General features: G+C 63.7%; 18 protein-coding genes. 9 read left to right on the top strand and 9 right to left on the bottom strand.

The window, feature by feature from the left end:
• Positions 1–139: 139 nt before the first annotated feature.
• Genes AAHE99_RS14085 through AAHE99_RS14065 form a run of 5 tightly spaced genes read left to right on the top strand, consistent with a single transcriptional unit; the run spans position 140 to position 8,215 of the window.
• Positions 140–1,438, top strand: coding sequence for an MFS transporter (locus tag AAHE99_RS14085; protein ID WP_342117980.1), 1,299 nt, complete (start codon positions 140–142; stop codon positions 1,436–1,438).
• Positions 1,435–3,957: a nitrite reductase large subunit NirB gene (gene nirB / locus AAHE99_RS14080; RefSeq protein ID WP_342117979.1), complete on the top strand. Its 2,523-nt coding sequence runs from the start codon at positions 1,435–1,437 to the stop codon at positions 3,955–3,957. The genes AAHE99_RS14085 and nirB overlap by 4 nt, the downstream gene beginning before the upstream one ends.
• 11 nt (positions 3,958–3,968) lie before the next feature.
• Entirely contained in the window at positions 3,969–4,319 is a 351-nt protein-coding gene (nirD, locus tag AAHE99_RS14075) for a nitrite reductase small subunit NirD (protein ID WP_342117978.1), read from the top strand.
• Positions 4,316–5,530 carry an NAD(P)/FAD-dependent oxidoreductase gene (locus AAHE99_RS14070; RefSeq protein ID WP_342117977.1) on the top strand — a complete coding sequence of 405 codons (1,215 nt, stop codon included), beginning with the start codon at positions 4,316–4,318 and terminating at the stop codon, positions 5,528–5,530. The genes nirD and AAHE99_RS14070 overlap by 4 nt, the downstream gene beginning before the upstream one ends.
• A gap of 3 nt (positions 5,531–5,533) precedes the next feature.
• The gene (locus AAHE99_RS14065) at positions 5,534–8,215 is read left to right on the top strand and encodes a molybdopterin-dependent oxidoreductase (RefSeq protein WP_342117976.1); all 2,682 of its coding nucleotides are present in this window, start codon (positions 5,534–5,536) and stop codon (positions 8,213–8,215) included.
• Here AAHE99_RS14065 and gabD read toward each other — a convergent pair.
• Positions 8,212–9,666: an NADP-dependent succinate-semialdehyde dehydrogenase gene (gene gabD / locus AAHE99_RS14060; RefSeq protein ID WP_342117975.1), complete on the bottom strand. Its 1,455-nt coding sequence runs from the start codon at positions 9,664–9,666 to the stop codon at positions 8,212–8,214. The genes AAHE99_RS14065 and gabD overlap by 4 nt on opposite strands.
• 113 nt (positions 9,667–9,779) lie before the next feature.
• Here gabD and AAHE99_RS14055 point away from each other — a divergent pair, with 113 nt between their 5' ends.
• From AAHE99_RS14055 to AAHE99_RS14040, 4 genes are read left to right on the top strand one after another with little or no spacing between them, the layout of a single operon-like run.
• Positions 9,780–10,535 carry a gamma-glutamyl-gamma-aminobutyrate hydrolase family protein gene (locus tag AAHE99_RS14055; protein ID WP_342117974.1) on the top strand — a complete coding sequence of 252 codons (756 nt, stop codon included), beginning with the start codon at positions 9,780–9,782 and terminating at the stop codon, positions 10,533–10,535.
• A gap of 49 nt (positions 10,536–10,584) precedes the next feature.
• Positions 10,585–11,955, top strand: coding sequence for a glutamine synthetase family protein (locus AAHE99_RS14050; RefSeq protein WP_342117973.1), 1,371 nt, complete (start codon positions 10,585–10,587; stop codon positions 11,953–11,955).
• A 10-nt stretch (positions 11,956–11,965) separates the two neighbouring features.
• Positions 11,966–13,348, top strand: a complete 1,383-nt coding sequence (locus AAHE99_RS14045; RefSeq protein WP_342117972.1) for an aspartate aminotransferase family protein — start codon at positions 11,966–11,968, stop codon at positions 13,346–13,348.
• Positions 13,349–13,351: 3 nt separating this feature from the next.
• A complete protein-coding gene (locus AAHE99_RS14040) occupies positions 13,352–14,851 on the top strand; it encodes an aldehyde dehydrogenase (RefSeq protein WP_342117971.1) in 1,500 nt (499 codons plus the stop codon).
• A 4-nt stretch (positions 14,852–14,855) separates the two neighbouring features.
• On the opposite strand, the gene AAHE99_RS14035 is transcribed toward AAHE99_RS14040, so the two are convergent.
• The 8 genes from AAHE99_RS14035 to AAHE99_RS14000 all read right to left on the bottom strand — a co-directional run bounded on the left by AAHE99_RS14035 (position 14,856) and on the right by AAHE99_RS14000 (position 21,218).
• Positions 14,856–15,395, bottom strand: a complete 540-nt coding sequence (locus tag AAHE99_RS14035; RefSeq protein WP_342117970.1) for a UPF0149 family protein — start codon at positions 15,393–15,395, stop codon at positions 14,856–14,858.
• Positions 15,396–15,398: 3 nt separating this feature from the next.
• Positions 15,399–16,241 (bottom strand): 3-methyl-2-oxobutanoate hydroxymethyltransferase, encoded by an 843-nt coding sequence (gene panB, locus AAHE99_RS14030; RefSeq protein ID WP_342117969.1) that lies wholly within the window; start codon positions 16,239–16,241, stop codon positions 15,399–15,401.
• Positions 16,242–16,272: 31 nt separating this feature from the next.
• A complete protein-coding gene (locus tag AAHE99_RS14025) occupies positions 16,273–16,620 on the bottom strand; it encodes a DMT family protein (protein ID WP_342117968.1) in 348 nt (115 codons plus the stop codon).
• Positions 16,621–16,767: 147 nt separating this feature from the next.
• Entirely contained in the window at positions 16,768–17,244 is a 477-nt protein-coding gene (gene folK / locus AAHE99_RS14020) for a 2-amino-4-hydroxy-6-hydroxymethyldihydropteridine diphosphokinase (RefSeq protein ID WP_342117967.1), read from the bottom strand.
• Positions 17,244–18,749, bottom strand: a complete 1,506-nt coding sequence (gene pcnB / locus AAHE99_RS14015; RefSeq protein WP_342117966.1) for a polynucleotide adenylyltransferase PcnB — start codon at positions 18,747–18,749, stop codon at positions 17,244–17,246. Before pcnB ends, folK begins: the two co-directional genes overlap by 1 nt.
• Complete coding sequence (locus AAHE99_RS14010; protein ID WP_342118017.1) at positions 18,742–19,413, bottom strand: histidinol-phosphatase; 672 nt, start codon at positions 19,411–19,413, stop codon at positions 18,742–18,744. Before AAHE99_RS14010 ends, pcnB begins: the two co-directional genes overlap by 8 nt.
• A complete protein-coding gene (gene hda / locus AAHE99_RS14005) occupies positions 19,413–20,081 on the bottom strand; it encodes a DnaA regulatory inactivator Hda (RefSeq protein ID WP_342117965.1) in 669 nt (222 codons plus the stop codon). Before hda ends, AAHE99_RS14010 begins: the two co-directional genes overlap by 1 nt.
• A gap of 51 nt (positions 20,082–20,132) precedes the next feature.
• Positions 20,133–21,218: an AI-2E family transporter gene (locus AAHE99_RS14000; protein WP_342117964.1), complete on the bottom strand. Its 1,086-nt coding sequence runs from the start codon at positions 21,216–21,218 to the stop codon at positions 20,133–20,135.
• Positions 21,219–21,263 lie beyond the last annotated feature (45 nt).

The raw sequence follows: 21,263 nt of genomic DNA, 5'->3' as shown, positions 1-21,263 counted from the left end.
CTGGCACAGGTCTTGCAAAGCATAGGTCAAGGGTCGGTCTAACGGAGGATCGGCAAAACCGGACAACGGCGTCCGCGCAGCGCTGCCTTCGATTGGGCAGTGGCTGTGCGGACGCCTTTTTGTTTTCAGGGATAACACCATGGCCAAAGCGACCAGCATCAAACTGTTTTCGTTCTCAACGCCTCAAATGCGCGCCTTCCACCTCACCTGGATGGCATTCTTCGTCTGCTTCTTCGCGTGGTTCGCCTGCGCGCCACTGATGCCGGTGATTAAAGGCGAGTTCGGCCTGACCCCGGCCCAGATCGCCAACATCAATATCGCCGCCGTCGCCATCACCATCATCGTGCGGCTGATCATCGGCCCGCTGTGCGACCGCTACGGCCCGCGCAAGACCTATACCGGCTTGCTGCTGCTGGGCGCCATCCCCGTGCTGGGCGTGGCTGCGGCGCAGACTTATGAGAGCTTCCTGTTCTTCCGCCTGCTGATCGGCGCGGTGGGCGCAAGCTTCGTCATCACCCAGTACCACACCTCCGTCATGTTCGCGCCCAACGTGGTCGGCACCGCCAACGCGGCGGCAGCCGGCTGGGGCAATGCCGGCGGCGGCGTGGTGCAGTCCACCATGCCGATGATCATGGCCGCCATGGTCATGATGGGCGTCGGCGAAACCATGGGCTGGCGCGCCGCCCTGGTGGTGCCGGGTGTGCTGATGCTGGTGATGGCGGTCGTCTACTACCGCTACACCCAGGACTGCCCGGAAGGCAATTACGCTGACCTGCGCGCCGCCGGCATCGAACTGGAAGGCGGCAAGAAGGGGGGCTGGGCGAGCTTCAAGCTGGCCGCCGTCAACTACCGCGTATGGATGCTGTTCGTGACTTACGGCGCCTGCTTCGGCGTGGAGATCTTCATCCACAACATCGCCGCCACCTACTACGTGGACACCTTCAAGCTGTCGCTGGCGCAGGCCGGCATGGCGGCGGGCAGCTTCGGTCTGCTGGCGCTGTTTGCCCGTGCGCTGGGCGGCTGGCTGTCCGACAAGGCGGCCCTGCGCGGCAGCCTGAATAGCCGCGTCACCCTGTTGTTCGTGATGATGCTGGGCGAAGGCATTGGCCTGCTGTTCTTCTCCAAGGCCGACAGCGTGCTGTTCGCGGTGGTCTCGATGCTGGCGTTTGGCCTGTTCACCCACATGGCTTGCGGCGCGACCTATGCGCTGGTGCCCTTCATCGACAAGCGCGCCCTGGGCGGCGTGGCCGGCATCATCGGCGCCGGCGGCAATGTCGGCGCGGTGGCGGCGGGCTTCCTGCTCAAGGGAACCGGCAACGCACAGCAAACCCTGTGGATTCTTGGCGTGCTGGTTGCCATCTCCGCCCTGTGCGCACTGGCCGCACGATTCAGCGAATCCACCGTAGCCGAACACGCCATCGCAGGAGCCGCAGCATGAAAATCGTCGTCATTGGCCATGGCATGGTCGGCCACCAATTCCTGAAAAGCCTGCCGCGCGATAGCGGTGTACAGGTCACCGTGTTGTGCGAGGAGCCGCGTCCGGCCTACGACCGCGTGCACTTGTCGGAATTCTTCAGCGGGAAGAGTGCGGACGACCTGTCGCTGGTCGAAGAGGGCTTTTTCGAGCGCGACGACATGGCGCTGCGCCTGAATGCGCGTGCCCTGGCCATCAATACGGCGGCACGCCAGGTCACCGTCAACGACGGCAGTGTGCTCGAATACGATAAGCTGGTGATTGCCACCGGCTCCTTCCCTTTCGTGCCCCAGATCGAAGGCAAGGATCGCAAGGATTGCTTCGTCTACCGCACCATTGAAGACCTGGAAGCGATGCAGGAATGCGGCGCGCGCTCCAAGACCGGCGTCGTCATCGGCGGCGGCCTGCTTGGCCTGGAATGCGCCAAGGCGCTGCGCGATATGGGGCTGGAGACCCACGTGGTGGAATTCGCACCGCGCCTGATGGCGGTGCAGGTGGACGACGGCGGTGGCCGCGTATTGCGCCAGAAGATTGAAGACCTGGGCGTGACCGTCCATACCGGCAAGAACACCACCGCCATCGTGGCGGGCGAGGGCGGCACCCACCGCATGCAGTTCGCCGACGGCACTTCGCTGGAGACGGACATGATCGTGTTTTCCGCCGGCATCCGCCCGCGCGACTACCTGGCGCGCGAATCCGGCCTGGAAGTCGGCCCGCGCGGCGGCATCGCCATCAACAACCATTGCCAGACCAGCGACGCCAATGTGTACGCCATCGGCGAATGCGCGCTGTGGAACGGCATGGTGTATGGCCTGGTGGCGCCGGGCTACGACATGGCCCGCGTTGCTGCGCGCCATATCCTGGGCGATGCCGCCGCCGAGTTCACTGGCGCCGATATGAGCACCAAACTGAAGCTGATGGGCGTGGACGTGGCCAGCATCGGCGACCCGCACGCCAAGGCCGAAGGCGCGCGCTCCTACCAGTTCACCGACGAGCGCAAGCAGGTCTACAAGAAGATCGTCGTGTCGGACTGCGGCAAATACCTGCTGGGAGGCGTGATGGTGGGCGATGCCGGCGAATACGGCACCTTGCTGCAAATGATGCTGAACAAGATCGAGCTGCCGGAAGCGCCGGAATTCCTGATCCTGCCGCAGTCGGACGGCGCGGCCAAGCCTGGCCTGGGCGTGGACGCGCTGCCGGCCGGCGCGCAGATCTGTTCCTGCAACGACGTCTCGAAAGGCGCCATCTGCGACGCGGTCGCTGGCGGCGCCACCAGCATCGGAGCGCTGAAGAAATGCTGCGGCGCCGGTACCTCCTGCGGCGGCTGCGTGCCGTTGGTGACGCAAATCATGAAGGCCGAGATGAAAAAGCTCGGCATGGACGTCAACAACCACGTCTGCGAACACTTCGCGCACTCGCGCCAAGAGCTGTTCCACCTGATCCGTGTTGGACAGATCAAGTCATTTGACGACTTGCTGGCGCGTCACGGCAAAGGCTTGGGCTGCGATGTCTGCAAACCGCTGGCGGCCAGCATCTTCGCCACCTGCTGGAACGATTTTGTGCTGAAGAGGGAGCACGCCAGCCTGCAGGATTCGAACGACTACTTCCTGGGCAATATCCAGAAGGATGGCACCTATTCCGTAGTACCGCGCATGCCGGGCGGGGAGGTTACGCCGGAAGGCCTGATCGCGGTCGGCCAGGTCGCCAAGAAGTACGGCCTGTATACCAAGATCACCGGTGGCCAGCGCGTTGACCTGTTCGGCGCGCGCGTCGAGCAGCTGCCGCTGATCTGGGAAGAACTGATCGCGGCCGGCTTCGAAACCGGCCACGCCTACGGCAAGTCGCTGCGCACGGTGAAGTCCTGCGTCGGCTCGACCTGGTGCCGTTACGGTGTCGATGACTCGGTCGGCCTGGCGATTGAGCTGGAGAACCGCTACAAGGGCCTGCGTACGCCGCACAAGATCAAGTTCGGCGTATCCGGCTGCACCCGCGAATGCGCCGAAGCGCAGGGCAAGGACGTCGGCATCATCGCCACGGAAAAGGGCTGGAACCTGTACGTGTGCGGCAACGGCGGCATGAAGCCGCGCCACGCCGAGCTGCTGGCCTCCGACCTGGACAAGGCAACCCTGGTGGCCTATATCGACCGCTTCCTGATGTTCTACAGCCGTACCGCCGATCGCCTGCAGCGCACCAGCACCTGGCGCGAAAACCTGGAGGGCGGCCTGGATTACCTGAAGGACGTCGTCATCGGCGACAAGCTGGGTATCAACGCCGAGATGGAGCAGGACATGCAGCGCGTGGTCGATACCTACGCCTGCGAGTGGAAGGAAGCGGTCAACAATCCAGAAACGCGCGCCCGTTTCCGCCACTTCGTCAACAGCCCGGAAGCCGACAGCAACGTGGTCTTCATGGAAGAACGCGGCCAGATCCGCCCCGCCACCGTGGAAGAACGCAAACGTATCCCGATCAAAGTCGTCGCCTAAGGAGAACCGCCATGCACCGTGACCAATCCGCCGCCGCCTGGACCGCCATCTGCGCCGTGGAAGAAATCGTCCCCAACACCGGCGTCTGCGCGCTGCTGCAAGGCCAGCAGGTTGCCGTGTTCCGCATGGACGACGGCGCCGGCAGCCGCGTCTTCGCCATCGGCAACTACGACCCGAATTCGGACGCCTCCGTGCTGTCGCGCGGCCTGGTCGGCAACCTGGGCGAACGTCTGGTGGTCGCCTCGCCGATCTACAAGCACCACTTCGACCTGCAAACCGGCGAATGCCTTGAAGCGCCCGAACACTCGGTGCCTACCTGGCCGGCGCGCATCGAAGGCGGAAAGGTCTGGGTCGGCGCATGAAACCGGCCCTGGTCGTCGTTGGCAACGGCATGGCCGGCATGCGCACGGTCGAGGAGCTGCTCAAGCTCGCGCCGGACATGTACGACATCACCGTGTTCGGCGCCGAACCGCACGGCAACTACAACCGCATCCTGCTGTCGCCGGTCTTGGCGGGCGAGAAGTCGGTCGACGACATCATGCTGAATACGCGCGAGTGGTACGCGCAGAACCGCATCACCCTGCACGCCGGCGATCCGGTGGAGTATATCGACCGCAAGCGCCGCCTGGTGCGCGCCCGATCCGGGCTGGAAGTGCGTTATGACCGCCTGCTGCTGGCGACCGGCTCGCGGCCTTTCATCATTCCGGTGCCGGGCCATGAGCTGCCGGGCGTGCTGGCCTTCCGCGACATCAATGACGTCGAGCAGATGCTGGCCGCCGCGCGCGACCACCGTCACGCCGTGGTGATTGGCGGCGGCTTGCTCGGGCTGGAGGCTGCCAACGGCCTGCAGCGCCAGGGCATGCAGGTCACCGTGGTGCACGTCACCGATACGCTGATGAACCAGCAGCTCGACAAGCCAGCCGCCAAGCTGCTGCAGAAGGCCCTGGAGGCCAAAGGCCTCGCCTTCCGCATGGATGCGCAGACCAGCGAGATCGTCGGCGAGGACCGTGTGACGGCGGTGCGATTTGCCGACGGCAGCGAGATCCCGGCCGACCTGGTGGTGATGACTGCGGGTGTGCGTCCGAATATCGAACTGGCCAAGCGCAGCGGCCTGCATTGCGAGCGCGCCATCGTGGTGGACGACACGCTGCAAACTTTCGACCCGCGCGTCTACGCAGTTGGCGAATGCGTGCAGCACCGCCGTTCCACCTTCGGCCTGGTGGCGCCGATCTGGGAGCAGGCGCGCGTGTGCGCCGCCCACTTGGCTGGCGCCGGGCACCGCCGCTACGTGCAGCAAGCCACGCCGACGCGCCTGAAGGTGACCGGCGTCGAGCTGTACTCGGTCGGCGATTTCATCGGCGGCGACGGCAGCGAAGACCTGGTGCTGCGCGATCCGCGCCGTGGCGTCTACAAGCGCCTGGTGCTGGACGGCAGCCGCATCACCGGCGCGGTGCTATATGGCGACGTACAGGATGGCCCCTGGTACTTCGATTTGATCCAGAACCGCACCGACATCTCGTCGATGCGCAACCACCTTTTGTTTGGGCAGGCGCTGTGCGCGCAGGCTGCGTGAATCATGATTAAGACGACGTGCGCTTATTGCGGAGTTGGGTGCGGTGTGACGGCGACGCCGCGCGCCGAAGGCGGTTTCGATATCGCGGGCGATGCCGCGCATCCGGCCAACCAGGGGCGCTTGTGCGTGAAAGGTTCCGCGCTGGGAGAGACCATTGGCCTGGAGGGCCGCCTGCTGTACCCGATGATGCGTGAACGCGGCGGCGAACTGCAGCGCACGGCCTGGGGGGAGGCGCTCGACCACGTGGCTGGCAAATGGCGCGCCATCATCGACGAGCATGGACCGGACGCTGTGGCCTTCTACGTCTCCGGCCAACTGCTGACGGAGGACTACTACGTCGCCAATAAATTGATGAAGGGCTACATCGGCAGCGCGAATATCGACACCAACTCGCGCCTCTGCATGTCCTCCGCCGTGGCAGGCCACAAGCGCGCGTTCGGTGAGGACGTGGTGCCGGTCAACTACGACGACATCGACCACGCCGACATGGTGGTGCTGGTAGGCTCCAACCTGGCCTGGTGCCATCCCATCCTGTTCCAGCGCCTCACGCGCGCCAAGGAAGCCCGGCCTGGCATGAAGATCGTGGTCATCGATCCGCGCCGTACCGCCACCTGCGAGCAGGCCGACCTTCACCTTCCGATCAAGCCCGGCACCGATGTCTGGCTGTTCAACGGCTTGCTCAGCTACCTGTCGCGCATCGGCGCAATCGATCCAGCATTTATCGCTGCGCACACGAATGGCCTCAACGATGCGCTGGCTGCCGCCGATATTTCGCCAGCCGACGTGGCGCGCGCCTGCCGCGTGAACCTCGATGATTTGCTGGAGTTCTACGAATCCTTTGCCGCCACGGCGAAAGTGATTACCGGCTTCTCGATGGGCGTCAACCAGTCCAGCGCCGGTACCGACAAGGTCAACGCCATCATCAACTGCCACCTGATCGGCGGCCGGATCGGCAAGCAGGGCATGGGCCCGTTTTCCATCACCGGCCAGCCCAACGCCATGGGCGGCCGCGAGGTAGGCGGCCTGGCGAACATGCTGGCGGCGCACATGGACCTCGACAACCCCGCGCACCGCCACGCCGTGCAGACTTTCTGGGAGTCGCCGCGCATCGCCGCTCGTCCCGGCCTGAAAGCGGTCGACCTGTTCGAAGCCATCGAATCTGGACGCGTGAAGGCGGTGTGGGTGATCGCCACCAACCCGGTGGTCAGCCTGCCGAACGCCGACCAAGTACGGCGCGCGCTGGAACGCTGCGAGCTGGTCGTGGTCTCCGATGTGGTGCGCGATACCGACACCAATGCCTACGCCGACGTCCTGCTGCCCGCGCTCGCATGGGGCGAAAAGGACGGCACCGTGACCAATTCCGAACGCCGCATCTCCCGCCAGCGCGCCTTCCTGCCTGCACCCGGCGAAGCCAGGGCCGACTGGCTGATCCTGTCGCAGTTCGCCCTGCGCATGGGCTATGACGGCTTCGGCTACGCCAGCGCCGCCGAGATCTTCACCGAACACGCCCGCCTGAGCGCCTGGCGCAACACCCCCGCCGACCTCCCGCGGGCCTTCAACATTGCCGCCCTCGCGACGCTCAGCGACTCCGCCTTCGACGTCCTCCCACCAACCCAATGGCCCGTCCCGGCGTCTGCCTCCGCCGAAGCGAGCAGCCCATTCGCTGATGGCCGTTTTTCGCACGCCGATGGCCGCGCGCGCTTCGTGGCTACCGCCCCGCGTGCCCCGGCCAACCTGCCGGATGGCGAATTTCCCCTCACGCTCAACACCGGCCGCGTACGCGACCACTGGCACACCATGACCCGCACCGGCCGCGCCCCCAAGCTGGCCGACCACATCCCCGAATCCTTCATCGACATGCACCCGCAGGACGCACTGCTGTGCGGCGTGAAAGAAGGCGAGCTGGCGCGCGTCACCAGCCAATGGGGCAGCATGATCGCAAGAGTCCAGCACGGCGGCGGCATCGCGCGCGGCAGCACATTCGTGCCAATCCACTGGAACAACCAGACCGCCTCCGACGCCCGCATCGGCGCCGTCGTGAATCCCGCCGTCGATCCAGTTTCCGGCGAGCCGGAATTCAAGCACACCCCCGTGATGGTTGACCGCTTTCCGGTCAAATGGCACGGCTTCATCCTGAGCCGCGGCGCGCTGCAACTGGACGCAATGGCCTATTGGACCAAGGTGCAAGGCACAGACTTCCAGCGCTACGAGCTGGCCGGCCGCAACACGATTGAAGATTTCGGCGAATGGGCACGCCAGCTGCTCGGCATCAAAGACGACGATGCCGACTGGCTCGAATACGCCGACCGCAGCTCCGGCGTCTTCCGTGCCGTGCACCTTGTCGACGACCGCATCGCCCAATGCATCTTCATCTCATCAAGACCAGACCTGCCCGCCCGTCAATGGCTGGCCAGCCTGTTCGCCAAAGAGAAGCTGGAACTGACCGACCGCGCAGCCTTGTTAGCCGGCCGCCCCATTGCCGCCGGCGCCGACACCGGCCCCACGGTCTGCTCCTGTTTCGGCGTCGGCCGCAATACCATCTGCAACGCCATTCGCGAAATGAACCTGACCACGCCGGCGCAAATCACCGCCTGCGTCAAAGCCGGCGGCAACTGCGGCTCCTGCGTGCCCGAGCTGAAGAAGCTACTGAGCGAGGTGCGCGCTGAAGAGGCAGCCCAGGTTTAAACGCCACCCATGCAGATGTATTTGATGACGAGATAATCATCCATACCGTGCGTCGAGCCCTCGCGGCCCAGGCCCGATTGCTTGACGCCGCCGAATGGCGCGATCTCGGTCGAGATCAGGCCTGTGTTCACGCCCACCATGCCGCTTTCCAGTCCTTCCGCCACGCGCCAGATGCGGCCGATGTCGCATGAGTAGAAATACGCGGCGAGGCCAAATTCGGTATCGTTGGCCAAGGCCACCGCTTCCTCGTCGGTCTTGAAGCGGAACAGCGGCGCCAATGGTCCGAACGTTTCCTCGCGCGCCACCAGCATGTCGGCATTCACGTCAGCCAGCACGGTCGGCTGGAAGAAGCTGTGGCCCAGCTCATGTCGCTTGCCGCCCAGCAGCAATCGTGCGCCCTTGCCGAGCGCATCCGCGATATGCTCTTCTACCTTGACGACGGCCTTCTCTTCGATCAGCGGGCCTTGCGTCACGCCGTTATCGGCGCCGTTTCCGACCTTGAGTTTGCGCGCGGCCTCCACCAGCCTGGATGCGAAGGAATCGTAGACGCCATCCTGCACATAGATGCGGTTAGCGCAGACGCAGGTTTGGCCGGCGTTGCGGTACTTGGACGCGATAGCGCCTTCCACTGCTGCATCCAGGTCGGCATCGTCGAATACGATGAAGGGCGCATTGCCGCCAAGTTCCAGCGACAGCTTCTTGATCGTCGGCGCGCACTGCTCCATCAGCAGGCGGCCAACAGCGGTGGAGCCGGTAAAACTCAGCTTGCGCACGATCGGGTTGGAAGTCATTTCGCCGCCGATTTCGCGCGACGCACCTGTGATCACGCTGAACACGCCGGCCGGCACGCCAGCGCGCTCCGCCAGTACCGCCAGCGCGAGTGCGGAGAACGGCGTCAGTTCGGCCGGTTTGACCACCATCGGGCAGCCTGCCGCCAATGCGGGACCGGCCTTGCGCGTAATCATCGCGGAAGGGAAGTTCCATGGCGTGATCGCTGCGCTGACGCCAATCGGTTCGCGCGTGACCACGATGCGTTTGTCCGGCCACGGCGATGCGAGGGTCTCGCCAGCGATGCGCTTGGCCTCTTCGGCAAACCATTCGATAAAGGACGCTGCATAAGTGATTTCGCCCTTGGATTCGGCCAGCGGCTTGCCTTGTTCGGCCGTCATCAGCAATGCCAGGTCATCGGCATTGGCCAGGATCAGGTCATTCCATTTGCGCAGGATGGCAGCGCGCGATTTGGCCGGTGTTTTACGCCATGCCGGCCAGGCTGCATTCGCAGCCTCGATGGCGCGGCGCGTTTCGGCAGCCCCCATTTTCGGCACAGTGCCGAGATTTTCACCGGTAGCTGGATTGGTGACGGCGATCGTTGCGCCCCCATCGGCATCGCACCATTCGCCAGCAATGAAACATTGTTGGCGTAGAAGGCTGGGATCTTTCAGGGTCAGCATGATTCACCTCCAAAGTAAAAATCCAGTATACCGGGTATCACCGCGCCCAGTTGCCACATTCGCAAATTGGGAATAAGATCAAATTGCACACCAAGTTACCAAAAGAAACTGAAATGCGCCGCCCCATCGTACTGGTCCCCGCCTGCAGCCATAAAATTGGCTCACATCCCAGCTACGCCGCTCAGAACAAATACGTCGATGCGGTAGCTGTGGGAGCTCGCTGCCAACCGTTATTGGTTCCGCCGCTGGGCGATAACACGGACCTTGAAAGCCTGCTTGGCATCGCCAATGGCATCATGCTCACTGGCGCCGCCTCCAATGTACAGGCACGCCTGTATGGGCAGGACACGCTCGATCCATCGCTGCCGCAGGATATTGCGCGCGATGCCACCATGATGCCCCTGATCCGCGCCGCACTGCTGCGCGGCATACCGCTGCTGGCCATCTGCCGCGGCTTCCAGGAAGTGAATGTGGCGCTGGGCGGCACGCTGCACCAGGCGGTGCATACGGTGGCGGGCTATTTCGACCATCGCGAAGACAAGACGCAGCCGCTGGACGTGCAGTATGGCCCGGCGCACCGCATCAAACTGGAAGCGGGCGGCTTGCTGGCCCACATCCTTGATGGTGCTAGTGAGATACAAGTGAATTCCCTGCATGGGCAGGGTATTGACCGGCTCGCACCCGGCCTGCAAGTCGAAGCGCGCTCCGACGACGGCCTGGTGGAAGCCTATTCAGTAGTGGCGTCATCCGCCTTTGCACTCGGTGTGCAGTGGCACCCCGAATGGCGCATCGAAGAGAACCACGATTCCATGCGCATGTTCAGCGCATTTGGCCTTGCCTGCCGCGTGCATCGTGACCGTATCCCTTAGGTGTGCTTCCTTCAGTAGTGCCGTTATTTAAACTACCTGAGAGGAAGCTATGGCAATCCGCGAAAATTTTAGTTACACCGACATGGACGAGTGGCTCAATGAAAAACGGGTCACCGAGATCGAATGCCTGGTGCCTGACCTGACCGGCGTCGCACGCGGGAAGATTCTCCCGCGGGGTAAATTCACCCAGGAGCGCGGCATGCGCATTCCTGAAGCGGTGCTTGGCATGACCGTCACCGGCAATTATCCGACCGAGGACGATGCCTACGACCGCGCCATTTCCAGCACCGACCGCGACATGATCCTGAAAGCCGACCCCACCACCATCACCATGGTGCCATGGGCGACCGACCCGACGGCGCAAGTGATCCACGACTGTTATTTCAGCGACGGTCGCCTGGTCGACTTTGCGCCGCGCTCCGTGCTGCGGCGCGTATTGAAGCTGTTTGAGGAAAAGGGCTGGAAGCCCGTCGTTGCCCCGGAACTGGAGTTCTACCTGACCGATAAGAATTCGGATCCGGACCTGCCGCTGAAGGCGCCCGTTGGCCGCAGCGGCCGCGCCGAAACCAGCCGCCAGGTGTACAGCATCGATGCGGTGAATGAATTCGATCCGCTGTTCGAGGATATCTATGATTACTGCGACCTGATGGGCCTGGACGTGGACACCCTGATCCACGAAATCGGCGCCGGGCAAATGGAGATCAACTTCCTGCACGGCGAACCGCTTGGCTTGGCCGACAAGGTGTTCTTCTTCAAGCGCACCTTGCGCGAGGCCGCGTTAAAGCACCACATGTACGCCACCTTCATGGCCAAACCGATGGCGGGCGAACCGGGATCGGCGATGCATATCCACCAGAGCGTGGTCGATGCGCGCACCGGCTGGAATATCTTCAGCAACCAGGATGGCTCGCCGTCGCAGCTGTTCAAGGCCTATATTGGCGGCCTGCAGCGCTATATGCCGAGCGCACTGGCGATCGTTGCGCCGTATGTGAATTCCTACCGCCGCCTGGTGCGGCACACGGCGGCGCCGATCAATATCCAGTGGGGCATGGATAACCGCACGGTCGGCTTCCGCGTGCCGGAATCGGGCGTGCAGGATCGGCGCGTGGAGAACCGCATCATCGGCGCCGATGCGAACCCATATCTCGCACTGGCTGTGACGCTGGCCTGCGGCTATCTCGGCATGACCGAGGGGCTGGAGCCGACCGCACCGACCACCGGCAGCGCCTACGATATGAAGGTGGAGCTGCCGCAAGGCTTGCCGGAAGCGCTGAAGGAGCTGCGCAGCGAAGACAAGCTGCGCTTCGTACTGGGCGAGCGCTTCATCGACGTCTACGCCGCCATCAAGGACCTGGAGCATCAGGAGTTCATGACCGTCATCAGTCCGTGGGAGCGCGAGCACCTGCTGCTGCACGTTTGAGGAGGCGATCATGGACGATACCAAAACCATCCAGGCGCACGACCACGCCCATTACCTGCACCCGTTCACCGACCACAAGGCGCTCGGCGAGCGCGGTGTGCGCGTGATGGTGCGTGGCGAAGGCATCTACCTGTGGGATTCGGAAGGCAAGAAGATTTTGGACGGCATGTCCGGCCTGTGGTGCGTGAATGTCGGCTACGGGCGGCACAGCATCTCCAAGGCCGTGTTCGAGCAGATGGAGACGCTGCCTTTCTATAACAGCTTCTTCAACACCACGAATGTGCCGGCGGTGAAGCTCGCCGCCAAGTTGGCCGAGATCGCACCGCAGGGCTTCAAGCACGTGTTCTTCACCGGCTCCGGTTCGGAGGCCAACGACACCAACGTGCGCATGGTGCGCCGTTACTGGGACTTGATGGGGCAGCCGCAGCGCCACACCATCATCAGCCGCTTCAACGCCTATCACGGCAGCACAATGGCGGGCGCCTCGCTGGGCGGCATGGAGGGCATGCACGCGCAGGGCGGCTTGCCGATTCCTGGCATCGTGCATATCCGCCAGCCGAACTACCTGGAAGCAGGACGCGGCATGACGGAGGACGAATTCGGCATCGAGGCCGCCTCCTGGCTGGAGCAGAAAATTCTCGACGTCGGCGCCGAGAAGGTGGCGGCCTTCATCGGCGAGCCAATCCAGGGCGCGGGCGGCGTCGTCATCCCCCCGCGCACTTACTGGCCGGAGATCCAGCGCATCTGCGACAAATACGGCATCTTGCTGATTGCGGATGAAGTGATCACCGGCTTCGGCCGCACCGGCCGCATGTTCGCCAGCGACTACTTCGGCATCAAGCCGGACCTGATCACTTTCGCCAAGGGTGTCACCTCTGGCTACATCCCGCTGGGCGGGGTGCTGGTCGGTGAGCGCGTGGCGAATGTGCTGATCGGGCAGGGCGGCGAGTTCGCCCACGGTTTCACTTACTCCGGCCACCCGGTGGCCTGCGCGGCCGCGCTGGAGACTATCCGCATCATCGAGGATGAGAAACTGGTGCAGCGCGTGGCGGAAGATACCGGCCCATACCTGGCGCAACGCTTTGCCACGCTGGCCGACCATCCGCTGGTCGGCTACGCCAACAGCTGCGGCTTTGTCGCAGGCCTGAACCTGGTGCGGCGCAAGGGGCCCACCATCCATGGCCACGAGTACTTCGATCCAAAGCTGGAAGTGGGCATGGTGTGCCGCGGCTATATGTTCAACAACGGCATGATCATGCGCGCCGTTGGCGACCGCATGATCATTGCGCCGCCGCTGGTGATGACGCGCGAGCAGATTGACGAAATGGTGGCGCTGATCCGGCGCTGCCTGGACGATACCTATAAGGACTTACAACAAAGGGGATGGGTCTGAATCATGACGAAGACTGCGAAAGAGGCGATCAACTGGCATGACCGCGCGAAAGCGCTGACCCTGGACGGCCGCGCTTTCATCAACGGCGAGCGCACCTGGGCGCGTAGCGAGCGTAAGTTCGATAACCTGTCGCCGATCGATGGCCGCTACCTGTCGCAGACCGCGCGCTGCGACGCGGCGGATGTGGACCAGGCAGTGGCAGTGGCGCGCCGCGCCTTCGACAGTGGCCGCTGGGCGGGTCAGGCGCCGGCGCAGCGCAAGCGAGTGCTGGTGAAGTTCGCCGAGCTGATGATGCAGAACAAGGACGAACTGGCGCTGCTGGAAACGCTCGATATGGGCAAGCCGATCAAGTACAGCCAGGTGGTGGACGTTTCGCTCGCCGCCAACTGCATCCGCTGGTACGGCGAAGCAATCGACAAGGTGTACGGCGAAATCGCGCCGACGCCAGCCAACTCGCTGGCCTTGATCACGCGCGAGCCGGTGGGTGTGGTGGCGGCCATTGTGCCGTGGAATTATCCGCTGCTGATGGCCGCGTGGAAGATCGCGCCGGCACTGGCGGCGGGCAATAGCGTGGTGCTCAAGCCGTCCGAGAAATCGCCGCTGTCGGCGCTGCGCCTGGCGGAGCTGGCGGTGGAGGCGGGCATCCCACCCGGAGTGTTCAATGTGCTGCCAGGCTATGGCAATGAAGCCGGCGCCGCGCTGGCCATGCATATGGACGTGGACTGCATCGGCTTCACCGGCTCCACGCGCACGGGCAAGCAGATCATCCAGATGGCGGGCCAGTCGAACCTGAAACGCGCGTGGACGGAGCTGGGTGGCAAATCCGCCAACATCGTCTGCGCCGATTGCCCGGACCTGGATGCTGCCGTCGCGGCGGCGGTCGGCTCGATCTACTTCAACCAGGGCGAGAGCTGCAACGCGCCATCGCGCCTGTTTGTGGAGGAGTCGATCAAGGACAAGTTCCTGGAGAAGGCGCTGGCCATGATGCCGTCGTATGCGCCAGGCGATCCGCTGGACGAGAAAACCGTCATGGGCGCGATTGTCGATTCGATCCAGATGAATACCGTGATGGGCTATATCGAAGCAGGCCGCGAGGAAGGCGCCAGGCTGCTGGCCGGCGGCAAAGCGGCGCGCAAGGAAACCGGGGGCTTCTACGTTGAGCCGACCTTGTTCGACGGCGTGCAGAACACCATGAAGATCGCGCGCGAAGAGATCTTTGGCCCGGTACTGTCGGTGCTGTCCTTCAAGGACCTGGACGAAGCGGTGCGGCAGGCCAACGATACGCCGTACGGCCTGCACGCTGCGGTGTGGACCAGTGATATCTCAAAAGCGATCCGCACCTCGCGCGCGCTGAAGGCGGGCACCGTACACGTCAACCAGTACGATGGCGACGATATCACGGTGCCGTTTGGCGGCTACAAGCAGTCAGGCAATGGCCGCGACAAATCGCTGCATGCCTTCGACAAGTACACCGAGTTGAAGACCACCTGGATCCAGATCTAGGAGCTTAGGCGCCGCAGCACTTCTTGAATTTCTTGCCGCTGCCGCAAGGGCAGGGATCGTTGCGGCCAGCCTTGGCGACTTTCGGCTGCGGCGCGTGGAAGAAGGCGTTGATGTTGATCACCGCAGGTGGCACCTTGGCGGCATTGAACGGCGGCTGGAACGGCGCCAGCGAGGCTGGCTGCTGCGCGCGCAGCGGCGCCCAGGCCTCGGGCGCCAGCGCCATGCCGGCCAGGAAGCCTTCGCACCAGGCTTCGGCAGTCCAGCTGCCGCCGCATTCGTAGATCGGCTCGAAGCTGCCCGGGTCCTTCTGCATCCACACTCGCATATAGTCGTGATGGCGCAGGATCAGCGCGGCAGCTTCGTCGTTGCCGGCGCTGCCACCCCAGACGACCGGCAGCCACGTATCCTGCGCCACGTCGGCCGGCCCGACCACCAGCGCGGTCAGGAAGCCTTCCAGTTTGGCGACATCCATGGCCTGCGGGCCGATATCAGCCAGCAGGTCGTCGAGGCGATCGTACTCGTCGTCGTTAAGCGGGGCGCCCATGGCTCAGAAGCAGTGTTCCAGCGCCGGGAAGGTGCCGCCCTTCACTGCATCGACATAGGCCGTTACCGCCGCCTGGATCGAAGTCTGGCCTTCCATAAAATTCTTCACAAAGCGCGCTTTGCGTCCTGGGAACACGCCCAGCATATCGTGCATGACCAGCACCTGGCCGGAACAGTCTGGTCCCGCGCCAATGCCGATGGTCGGCATCGACAGCATATCGGTCACTTCCTTGCCCAAGGCGGTTGGAATCGCCTCCAGCACCAGCATGGCTGCGCCGGCGGCCTGCAGCTTCAGCGCATCCTGCTTCAGCAGGTCGGCGCTTTGCACGGTTTTGCCCTGCACCTTGTAGCCGCCCAGGGTATGCACCGACTGCGGGGTCAGGCCCAGGTGCGCGCACACCGGGATCGAACGCTCGACCAGGAAGCGGACGGTTTCCGCAACCCAGGCGCCGCCTTCGATCTTCACCATATGCGCGCCGGCTTGCACCAGCTGCACGGCGTTGTGGAAGGCTTGCTCTGGGGTGCCGTAGGAGCCGAACGGCATATCGGCCAGGATCAGCGCATTTTTCGCACCGCGCGCCACGGCGGCGGTGTGGTAGGCAATGTCCTGCACGGTGACCGGCAGGGTGGACTGGTGGCCATTGCACACCATGCCCAGCGAATCACCGATCAGCAGCACTTCCACGCCGCAGCCGTCCATCATGGAGGCGAAGCTGGCGTCGTAGCAGGTCAGCATGGTGATTTTCTCCCCGGCCGCCTTCAGGGCGTTGATCGATGGGATCGTGACCGCCTTGGTCGGGACTGGGCGGGTAGGGGCCGGGTAGGGGTTCTGCATGTTTCCAGACATGGCAATGTCCTTAAATTCGAAAAACGATATTCTAACTGCGGAAAATGAAGTACACAGCGCCCACCAGGCACAGGCCGGCCCAGATGAAGTCGGTTTTGAACGGCTGGTCCATGTAATACATGGCGAAGGGGACGAACACGCCGAGGGTGATCACTTCCTGCATGATCTTCAGCTGCGCCAGGCTGTAGACGCTGAAACCGATGCGGTTGGCGGGGACCTGGATCAGGTATTCGAACAGGGCGATGCCCCAACTGACCAGGGCTGCTACCAGCCAGGATTTGTTAGAGAAGTTCTTCAGGTGTCCGTACCATGCAACGGTCATGAAGATGTTCGACAGGATCAGCAGGCCGGCGGTTTGGATAAAGATTGGGATTTGCATAGTTGGGTCCTTTGCTTTTAAACCGGTAAACCGGCCGGATGGCCGTCCCGTCAGACCCGCAGGGTCAGACCCCCAACGGTCTCGCAGCCCGCGGCCCTCGTGCTGGTGGTGCCTGACCCTATGGGTCAGGGCACCGGTTTACCGGTTTTAAAGGCGGATGATACCTTGGTCGGCAACGGCCGGCGCGAAACCGGCAGCAGGACCGAGGCCGGGCAGCACCACCTCGGGCGCCAGCTCCAGCAGCGGCAGCAGCACGAATGCCCGCTGATGCATGCGCGGATGCGGCACGGTCAGCGTGGCGGTGGCGATCTGCTCATCGCCGTACAGCAGCAGGTCCAGGTCTAGCGTGCGCGGCGCGTTGTAGTAAGGCCGTTCGCGGCCGTGCGCCTGCTCGATAGCGAACAGCGCCTCCAGCAGCGCCTGCGCCGGCAGCGTGGTGCTCAGGCGGGCGACGGCATTGATATAGTCGTCGCCGGAGGAGTCGATAGGCGCGGTGCGGTACAGCGACGACACCGCTTCGAGCGAAGCGCCGGGCAGCTTGCCCAGGCGCTCAAACGCATCCAGCACATTGGCGCGGGCGTCGCCCAGGTTGGCGCCAATGCCGATGTAGGCGGTGACGGCCATCAGCCCTCGCCGCCGGGGCCCGCGTCGGCGCCACCGCCGCCGCTGCGGCCGCGGTTACGGCGTGGACGGCGGCGGCGCTTGCGTGCCGGCGCTTCGCCCTCTGGGCGCGGATTCAGGAATTCGTCGTCGTCCGACTCGTCGCCTTCATCCGCATCTTGGTTCGCGGCGGCCAGTTCGGCAGCGCCTTCGCCTGCCTCCTTGCGCGCGCGGCGTGGCGCAGGCTTTTTCTTCTTGCCGCCGCCGGACGATACAGCCGACACCAGCTCGGCGCGCACGCTTTCGTCGGCTTCGTAGAAGGCCGTCCACCAGTCGCCCAGCTCGCGGTCGATCTCGCCGGAAGCGCAGCGCAGCAGCAGGAAGTCGTAGCCGGCGCGGAAGCGCAGGTGTTCCAGCAGCTTGTACGGGTTCTTGCCGTTGCGGCGCTCAAAGCGCGGCTGCATGGCCCAGATATCGCGCATGTCGGAACCGATCTTGCGCTGGATCGCCAGCTTCTCGGTCTGCGACTCCAGCACTTCATCCGCCGCCAGGTGCAGCGCGGGGATGGTGAGCTCGCCCGCCGCCTGGTAAGCCTGCCACTTCTCCAGCACCTGGTGCCACAGCAGGGAAGCAAACAGGAAGCCCGGCGACACGGTTTTGCCGGCCATGACGCGCTTGTCGGTCGAATCCAGCGCCAGGGTCACGAATTTGGTGCCCATTGGCTGCTCCAGCACCACGTCCAGCATCGGCAGCAGGCCATGGTGCAGGCCTTCCTTGCGCAGCTGCTGCAGGCAGGCCAGGGCCTGGCCGGAAGTCAGCAGCTTGAGCATCTCGTCGAACACGCGTGCCGCCGGCACGTTGTCGATCAGCGGCGCCATCACGCCGATCGGCTCGGCGGTCGAACGCTCGATGGAGAAATTCAGCTTGGCCGCAAAGCGCACCACGCGCAACATGCGCACCGGGTCTTCGCGGTAGCGCGCTTCCGGCTGGCCGATGATGCGCAGCGTCTTGCTGCGGATATCCTCGATGCCGCCGTGGTAGTCCAGCACTTCCTGCGTGGCAGGGTTGTAGTACATGGCGTTGATGGTGAAGTCGCGGCGCTCCGCATCCTCTGCCTGCGAGCCGAAGGTGTTATCGCGCAGCACGCGGCCATGCTCGTCTTTCGGCGCGTTGTCGGTAGCGGTGCCGCGGAAGGTGGTCACTTCCAGCAGGTCCTGGCCGAACATCACGTGCACGATCTGGAAGCGGCGGCCGATGATGAAGGCGCGCCGGAACAGGCGCTTGACCTGTTCCGGCGTGGCGTTGGTGGCGACGTCAAAGTCCTTCGGCTTCACGCCCAGCAGCAGGTCGCGCACCGCGCCGCCCACCACAAAGGCCTCGAAGCCGGCTTCCTGCAGCGTGCTGGTAACGCGGATGGCGTTGTTCGACACCATGCGCGGGTCGATGCCATGCTCTTTCGGGCCTAGCACAACGAGCTCATTGCCCTTTTGCTTGACGCCCAGGATCTTGCGGATGAATTTCTTAATCATTGAACAGGTGAATTAGTGGCCAGCCTTGCGCGGTCGCATGTGCGGACAGCTTGGCGTTCGGGTTGGTCGCAATCGGATGGCTGACGATCGACAGCAGCGGCAGGTCGTTATGGGAATCGCTGTAGAAGTGGACGCTGTCGAAGCTGTCCAGCGTGTGTCCCATTTTTTCCAGCCAGGCCTTGGTGTGCACGATCTTGCCTTCGCCCTGGGTTGGCGTGCCAAGCAGTTTGCCGGTGATGCGGCCGGCGGCATCGCGCTCCGGCATCGCAGCAATCACATGCTCCACGCCGAAGGCCTTGGCAATCGGCGCCACCACAAAGTGGTTGGTCGCCGTCACGATCGCCACCAGGTCGCCGGCGTCAAGGTGCTGTTGCAGCAGCGCGCGGGCGGCAGGCAGGATGTTCGGCATCACCACTTCGGTCATGTAGCGCTGCTGCAGTTCGGCCAGTTCTTCGGGATCGAAGGCAGACAGGGTTCCGAGCGAAAATTCCAGGTATTCCACCGGGTCCAGGGTGCCCGCCTGGTATTGGTCGAAGAATTCCTCGTTGCGGCGCTTGAATTCAGCGGCGTCGACGGCGCCCACGCGGCACAGGAACTGGCCCCATTCGAAATCGGAGTCGATCGGCAGCAGCGTATGGTCAAGGTCGAACAGGGCGAGTTTCATCATTCTTTCGCTTCCTCCTGCAGCCATTCGCGCAGCAGGGGCAGGGTAATCGGGCGTTTGGTTTCCAGGGAATACTGGTCGAGCGAGTCGAGCATCGAGGACAGCGATACCATGTCGCGCTGGAAATGCGACAGCAGGTAAGGTAGCACACCCGGGGAGAGGGTCAAGCCGCGCGCTTCCGCCATTTGCGTCAGCGTCGCCAGCTTTTCATCATCCGTCAGGCCATGGATCTGGTACACCAGGCCCCAGCCCATGCGCGTGCGCAGGTCCTCGCGCACCGGCAGCACGGCCGGGGCGACCGAGCCCGCGCTCACCATATAGGCGTTGTTGGCGCGGATCTCGTTGAACAGGGCAAAAGCATCGATCTGGGCCACCGGCGACAGCTTTTCGCAGTCGTCCAGCAGGTACAGGTCCACTTCCGGCGAATACAGGAACTCGGTTTCAATCGAAAACGGCGAAATATAGCGTGCACGCTCGCTCGAGGCGAGCGCCTTCAGCAGGTGCGACTTGCCTGCGCCCGTTTCTCCCCAAAGATAGGCGAAATGCTCGCGGGAGCTGCGCTCGGCGAACTGGCGCATCAGCGCCGCCACCTCCGCATTGCGGCCCACCTCGAAGGACTCGAGGGTGCACACCGGCTCCGCGCCCAGGTCAAGCACCAGCTGTTTCATTGGACTTGCCCCGGCTTTGTGGATTTTTTGCTAACGTAATCGATCTTCACACTACGCATTATAAAAGCTGCTGCGCAGGTAGTGGCGGCGAAGGTGCCGGAAACCGACCATTAACAGGGCCGAAGCGGGCAAAGCGAGCAGCACGCCGACGAATCCGAACAGCTGGCCGAAGGCCAACAGGGCGAAAATCACCGCCAGCGGATCGAGGCCGATGCGCTCGCCCACCAGGCGCGGCGTCAGGATGAAACCTTCGATGACCTGGCCCAGGCCGTAGATGATGGCCACCGCGATCAGCCCGCTCCAGTCGGAAAACTGCAAGACCGCGGCCATCAGGGCCAGCAGCAGGCCCAGGCCGAAGCCCAGGTAGGGGATAAAGACCAGCACGCCGGACAGGATACCGACCGGCAGCGCCACGTCGAAACCGGCCATGGCCAGGGCGGTGGAATAATAAACTGACAACACCAGCATCACCAGCAGCTGGCCGCGCAGGTATTGTGCCAAAAGCTGGTCCGATTCGCGCGCCATGTCCAGGGTGGCGCCGATATAGCGGCGCGGCACGGCGCCGGCAATCCGCGCCAGCAGCTGGTGCCAGTCCAGCAGCAGGTAGAACAGCACGACCGGGATCAGGGTAATGGTCGCCAGCCAGCCCAGCACGGCGGAACCGCCGGCGCGTACCGAATTCAGCACGGCGGCCCAGATCTGGTCGCCGCTTTCGGCCATTTTCTCGGCCACCAGGGCCTTGATGGTGGCCCCGTCCAGGGTAAATTCCACGCCCAGCTGCTGCAGGCGCGGGCCCAGGGTATCGTTCAATTTGGCCAAAAAGGCTGGAATCGCCGCCTGCAGCAGCGGAATTTCCTTCTGCAGCACCGGCACCACCACCAGCATCAGGGCCAGCATGGCGGCGCCAAACAGCACGATCACGATGGAAACCGCCAGGGAACGCGGCATTTTCCAGCGCCGGAACAGGCGCATGCGGCACAGTTTGTCGACTGCCGGATTGAGGGCGTAGGCGATGATGGCTGCCGCCAAAAAGGGCGTCAGGACCGGTCCCAGCACCCACAGCAGGAAGATGAAAGCGCCCCAGACGGTCACCCAGAATAGCGTTTGTTTTTGTTCTGGAGTGAGAGGAAGTGGCATCTTTCGGGGCGGATTGGGGGTAAAAATGCTAAAATAGCGGACTTG

This window comes from Pseudoduganella sp. OTU4001, assembly GCF_038440195.1.
GTDB lineage: Bacteria > Pseudomonadota > Gammaproteobacteria > Burkholderiales > Burkholderiaceae_D > Rugamonas.
Note: the sequence above shows the minus strand (reverse complement) of the source record. Positions and strands in the feature narration are given on the sequence as shown.

What these genes read in the sequence shown, in the direction of transcription:
- AAHE99_RS14035 (WP_342117970.1), bottom strand. Translation starts at nt 15,395, where the DNA reads ATGGGCGCCCCGCTTAACGACGACGAGTACGATCGCCTCGACGACCTG.
- AAHE99_RS14010 (WP_342118017.1), bottom strand. Translation starts at nt 19,413, where the DNA reads ATGAAACTCGCCCTGTTCGACCTTGACCATACGCTGCTGCCGATCGAC.
- AAHE99_RS14045 (WP_342117972.1), top strand. Translation starts at nt 11,966, where the DNA reads ATGGACGATACCAAAACCATCCAGGCGCACGACCACGCCCATTACCTG.
- folK (WP_342117967.1), bottom strand. Translation starts at nt 17,244, where the DNA reads ATGGCCGTCACCGCCTACATCGGCATTGGCGCCAACCTGGGCGACGCC.
- panB (WP_342117969.1), bottom strand. Translation starts at nt 16,241, where the DNA reads ATGTCTGGAAACATGCAGAACCCCTACCCGGCCCCTACCCGCCCAGTC.
- pcnB (WP_342117966.1), bottom strand. Translation starts at nt 18,749, where the DNA reads ATGATTAAGAAATTCATCCGCAAGATCCTGGGCGTCAAGCAAAAGGGC.
- hda (WP_342117965.1), bottom strand. Translation starts at nt 20,081, where the DNA reads ATGAAACAGCTGGTGCTTGACCTGGGCGCGGAGCCGGTGTGCACCCTC.
- AAHE99_RS14055 (WP_342117974.1), top strand. Translation starts at nt 9,780, where the DNA reads ATGCGCCGCCCCATCGTACTGGTCCCCGCCTGCAGCCATAAAATTGGC.
- AAHE99_RS14085 (WP_342117980.1), top strand. Translation starts at nt 140, where the DNA reads ATGGCCAAAGCGACCAGCATCAAACTGTTTTCGTTCTCAACGCCTCAA.
- gabD (WP_342117975.1), bottom strand. Translation starts at nt 9,666, where the DNA reads ATGCTGACCCTGAAAGATCCCAGCCTTCTACGCCAACAATGTTTCATT.
- AAHE99_RS14050 (WP_342117973.1), top strand. Translation starts at nt 10,585, where the DNA reads ATGGCAATCCGCGAAAATTTTAGTTACACCGACATGGACGAGTGGCTC.
- AAHE99_RS14000 (WP_342117964.1), bottom strand. Translation starts at nt 21,218, where the DNA reads ATGCCACTTCCTCTCACTCCAGAACAAAAACAAACGCTATTCTGGGTG.
- AAHE99_RS14025 (WP_342117968.1), bottom strand. Translation starts at nt 16,620, where the DNA reads ATGCAAATCCCAATCTTTATCCAAACCGCCGGCCTGCTGATCCTGTCG.
- AAHE99_RS14065 (WP_342117976.1), top strand. Translation starts at nt 5,534, where the DNA reads ATGATTAAGACGACGTGCGCTTATTGCGGAGTTGGGTGCGGTGTGACG.
- nirD (WP_342117978.1), top strand. Translation starts at nt 3,969, where the DNA reads ATGCACCGTGACCAATCCGCCGCCGCCTGGACCGCCATCTGCGCCGTG.
- nirB (WP_342117979.1), top strand. Translation starts at nt 1,435, where the DNA reads ATGAAAATCGTCGTCATTGGCCATGGCATGGTCGGCCACCAATTCCTG.
- AAHE99_RS14040 (WP_342117971.1), top strand. Translation starts at nt 13,352, where the DNA reads ATGACGAAGACTGCGAAAGAGGCGATCAACTGGCATGACCGCGCGAAA.
- AAHE99_RS14070 (WP_342117977.1), top strand. Translation starts at nt 4,316, where the DNA reads ATGAAACCGGCCCTGGTCGTCGTTGGCAACGGCATGGCCGGCATGCGC.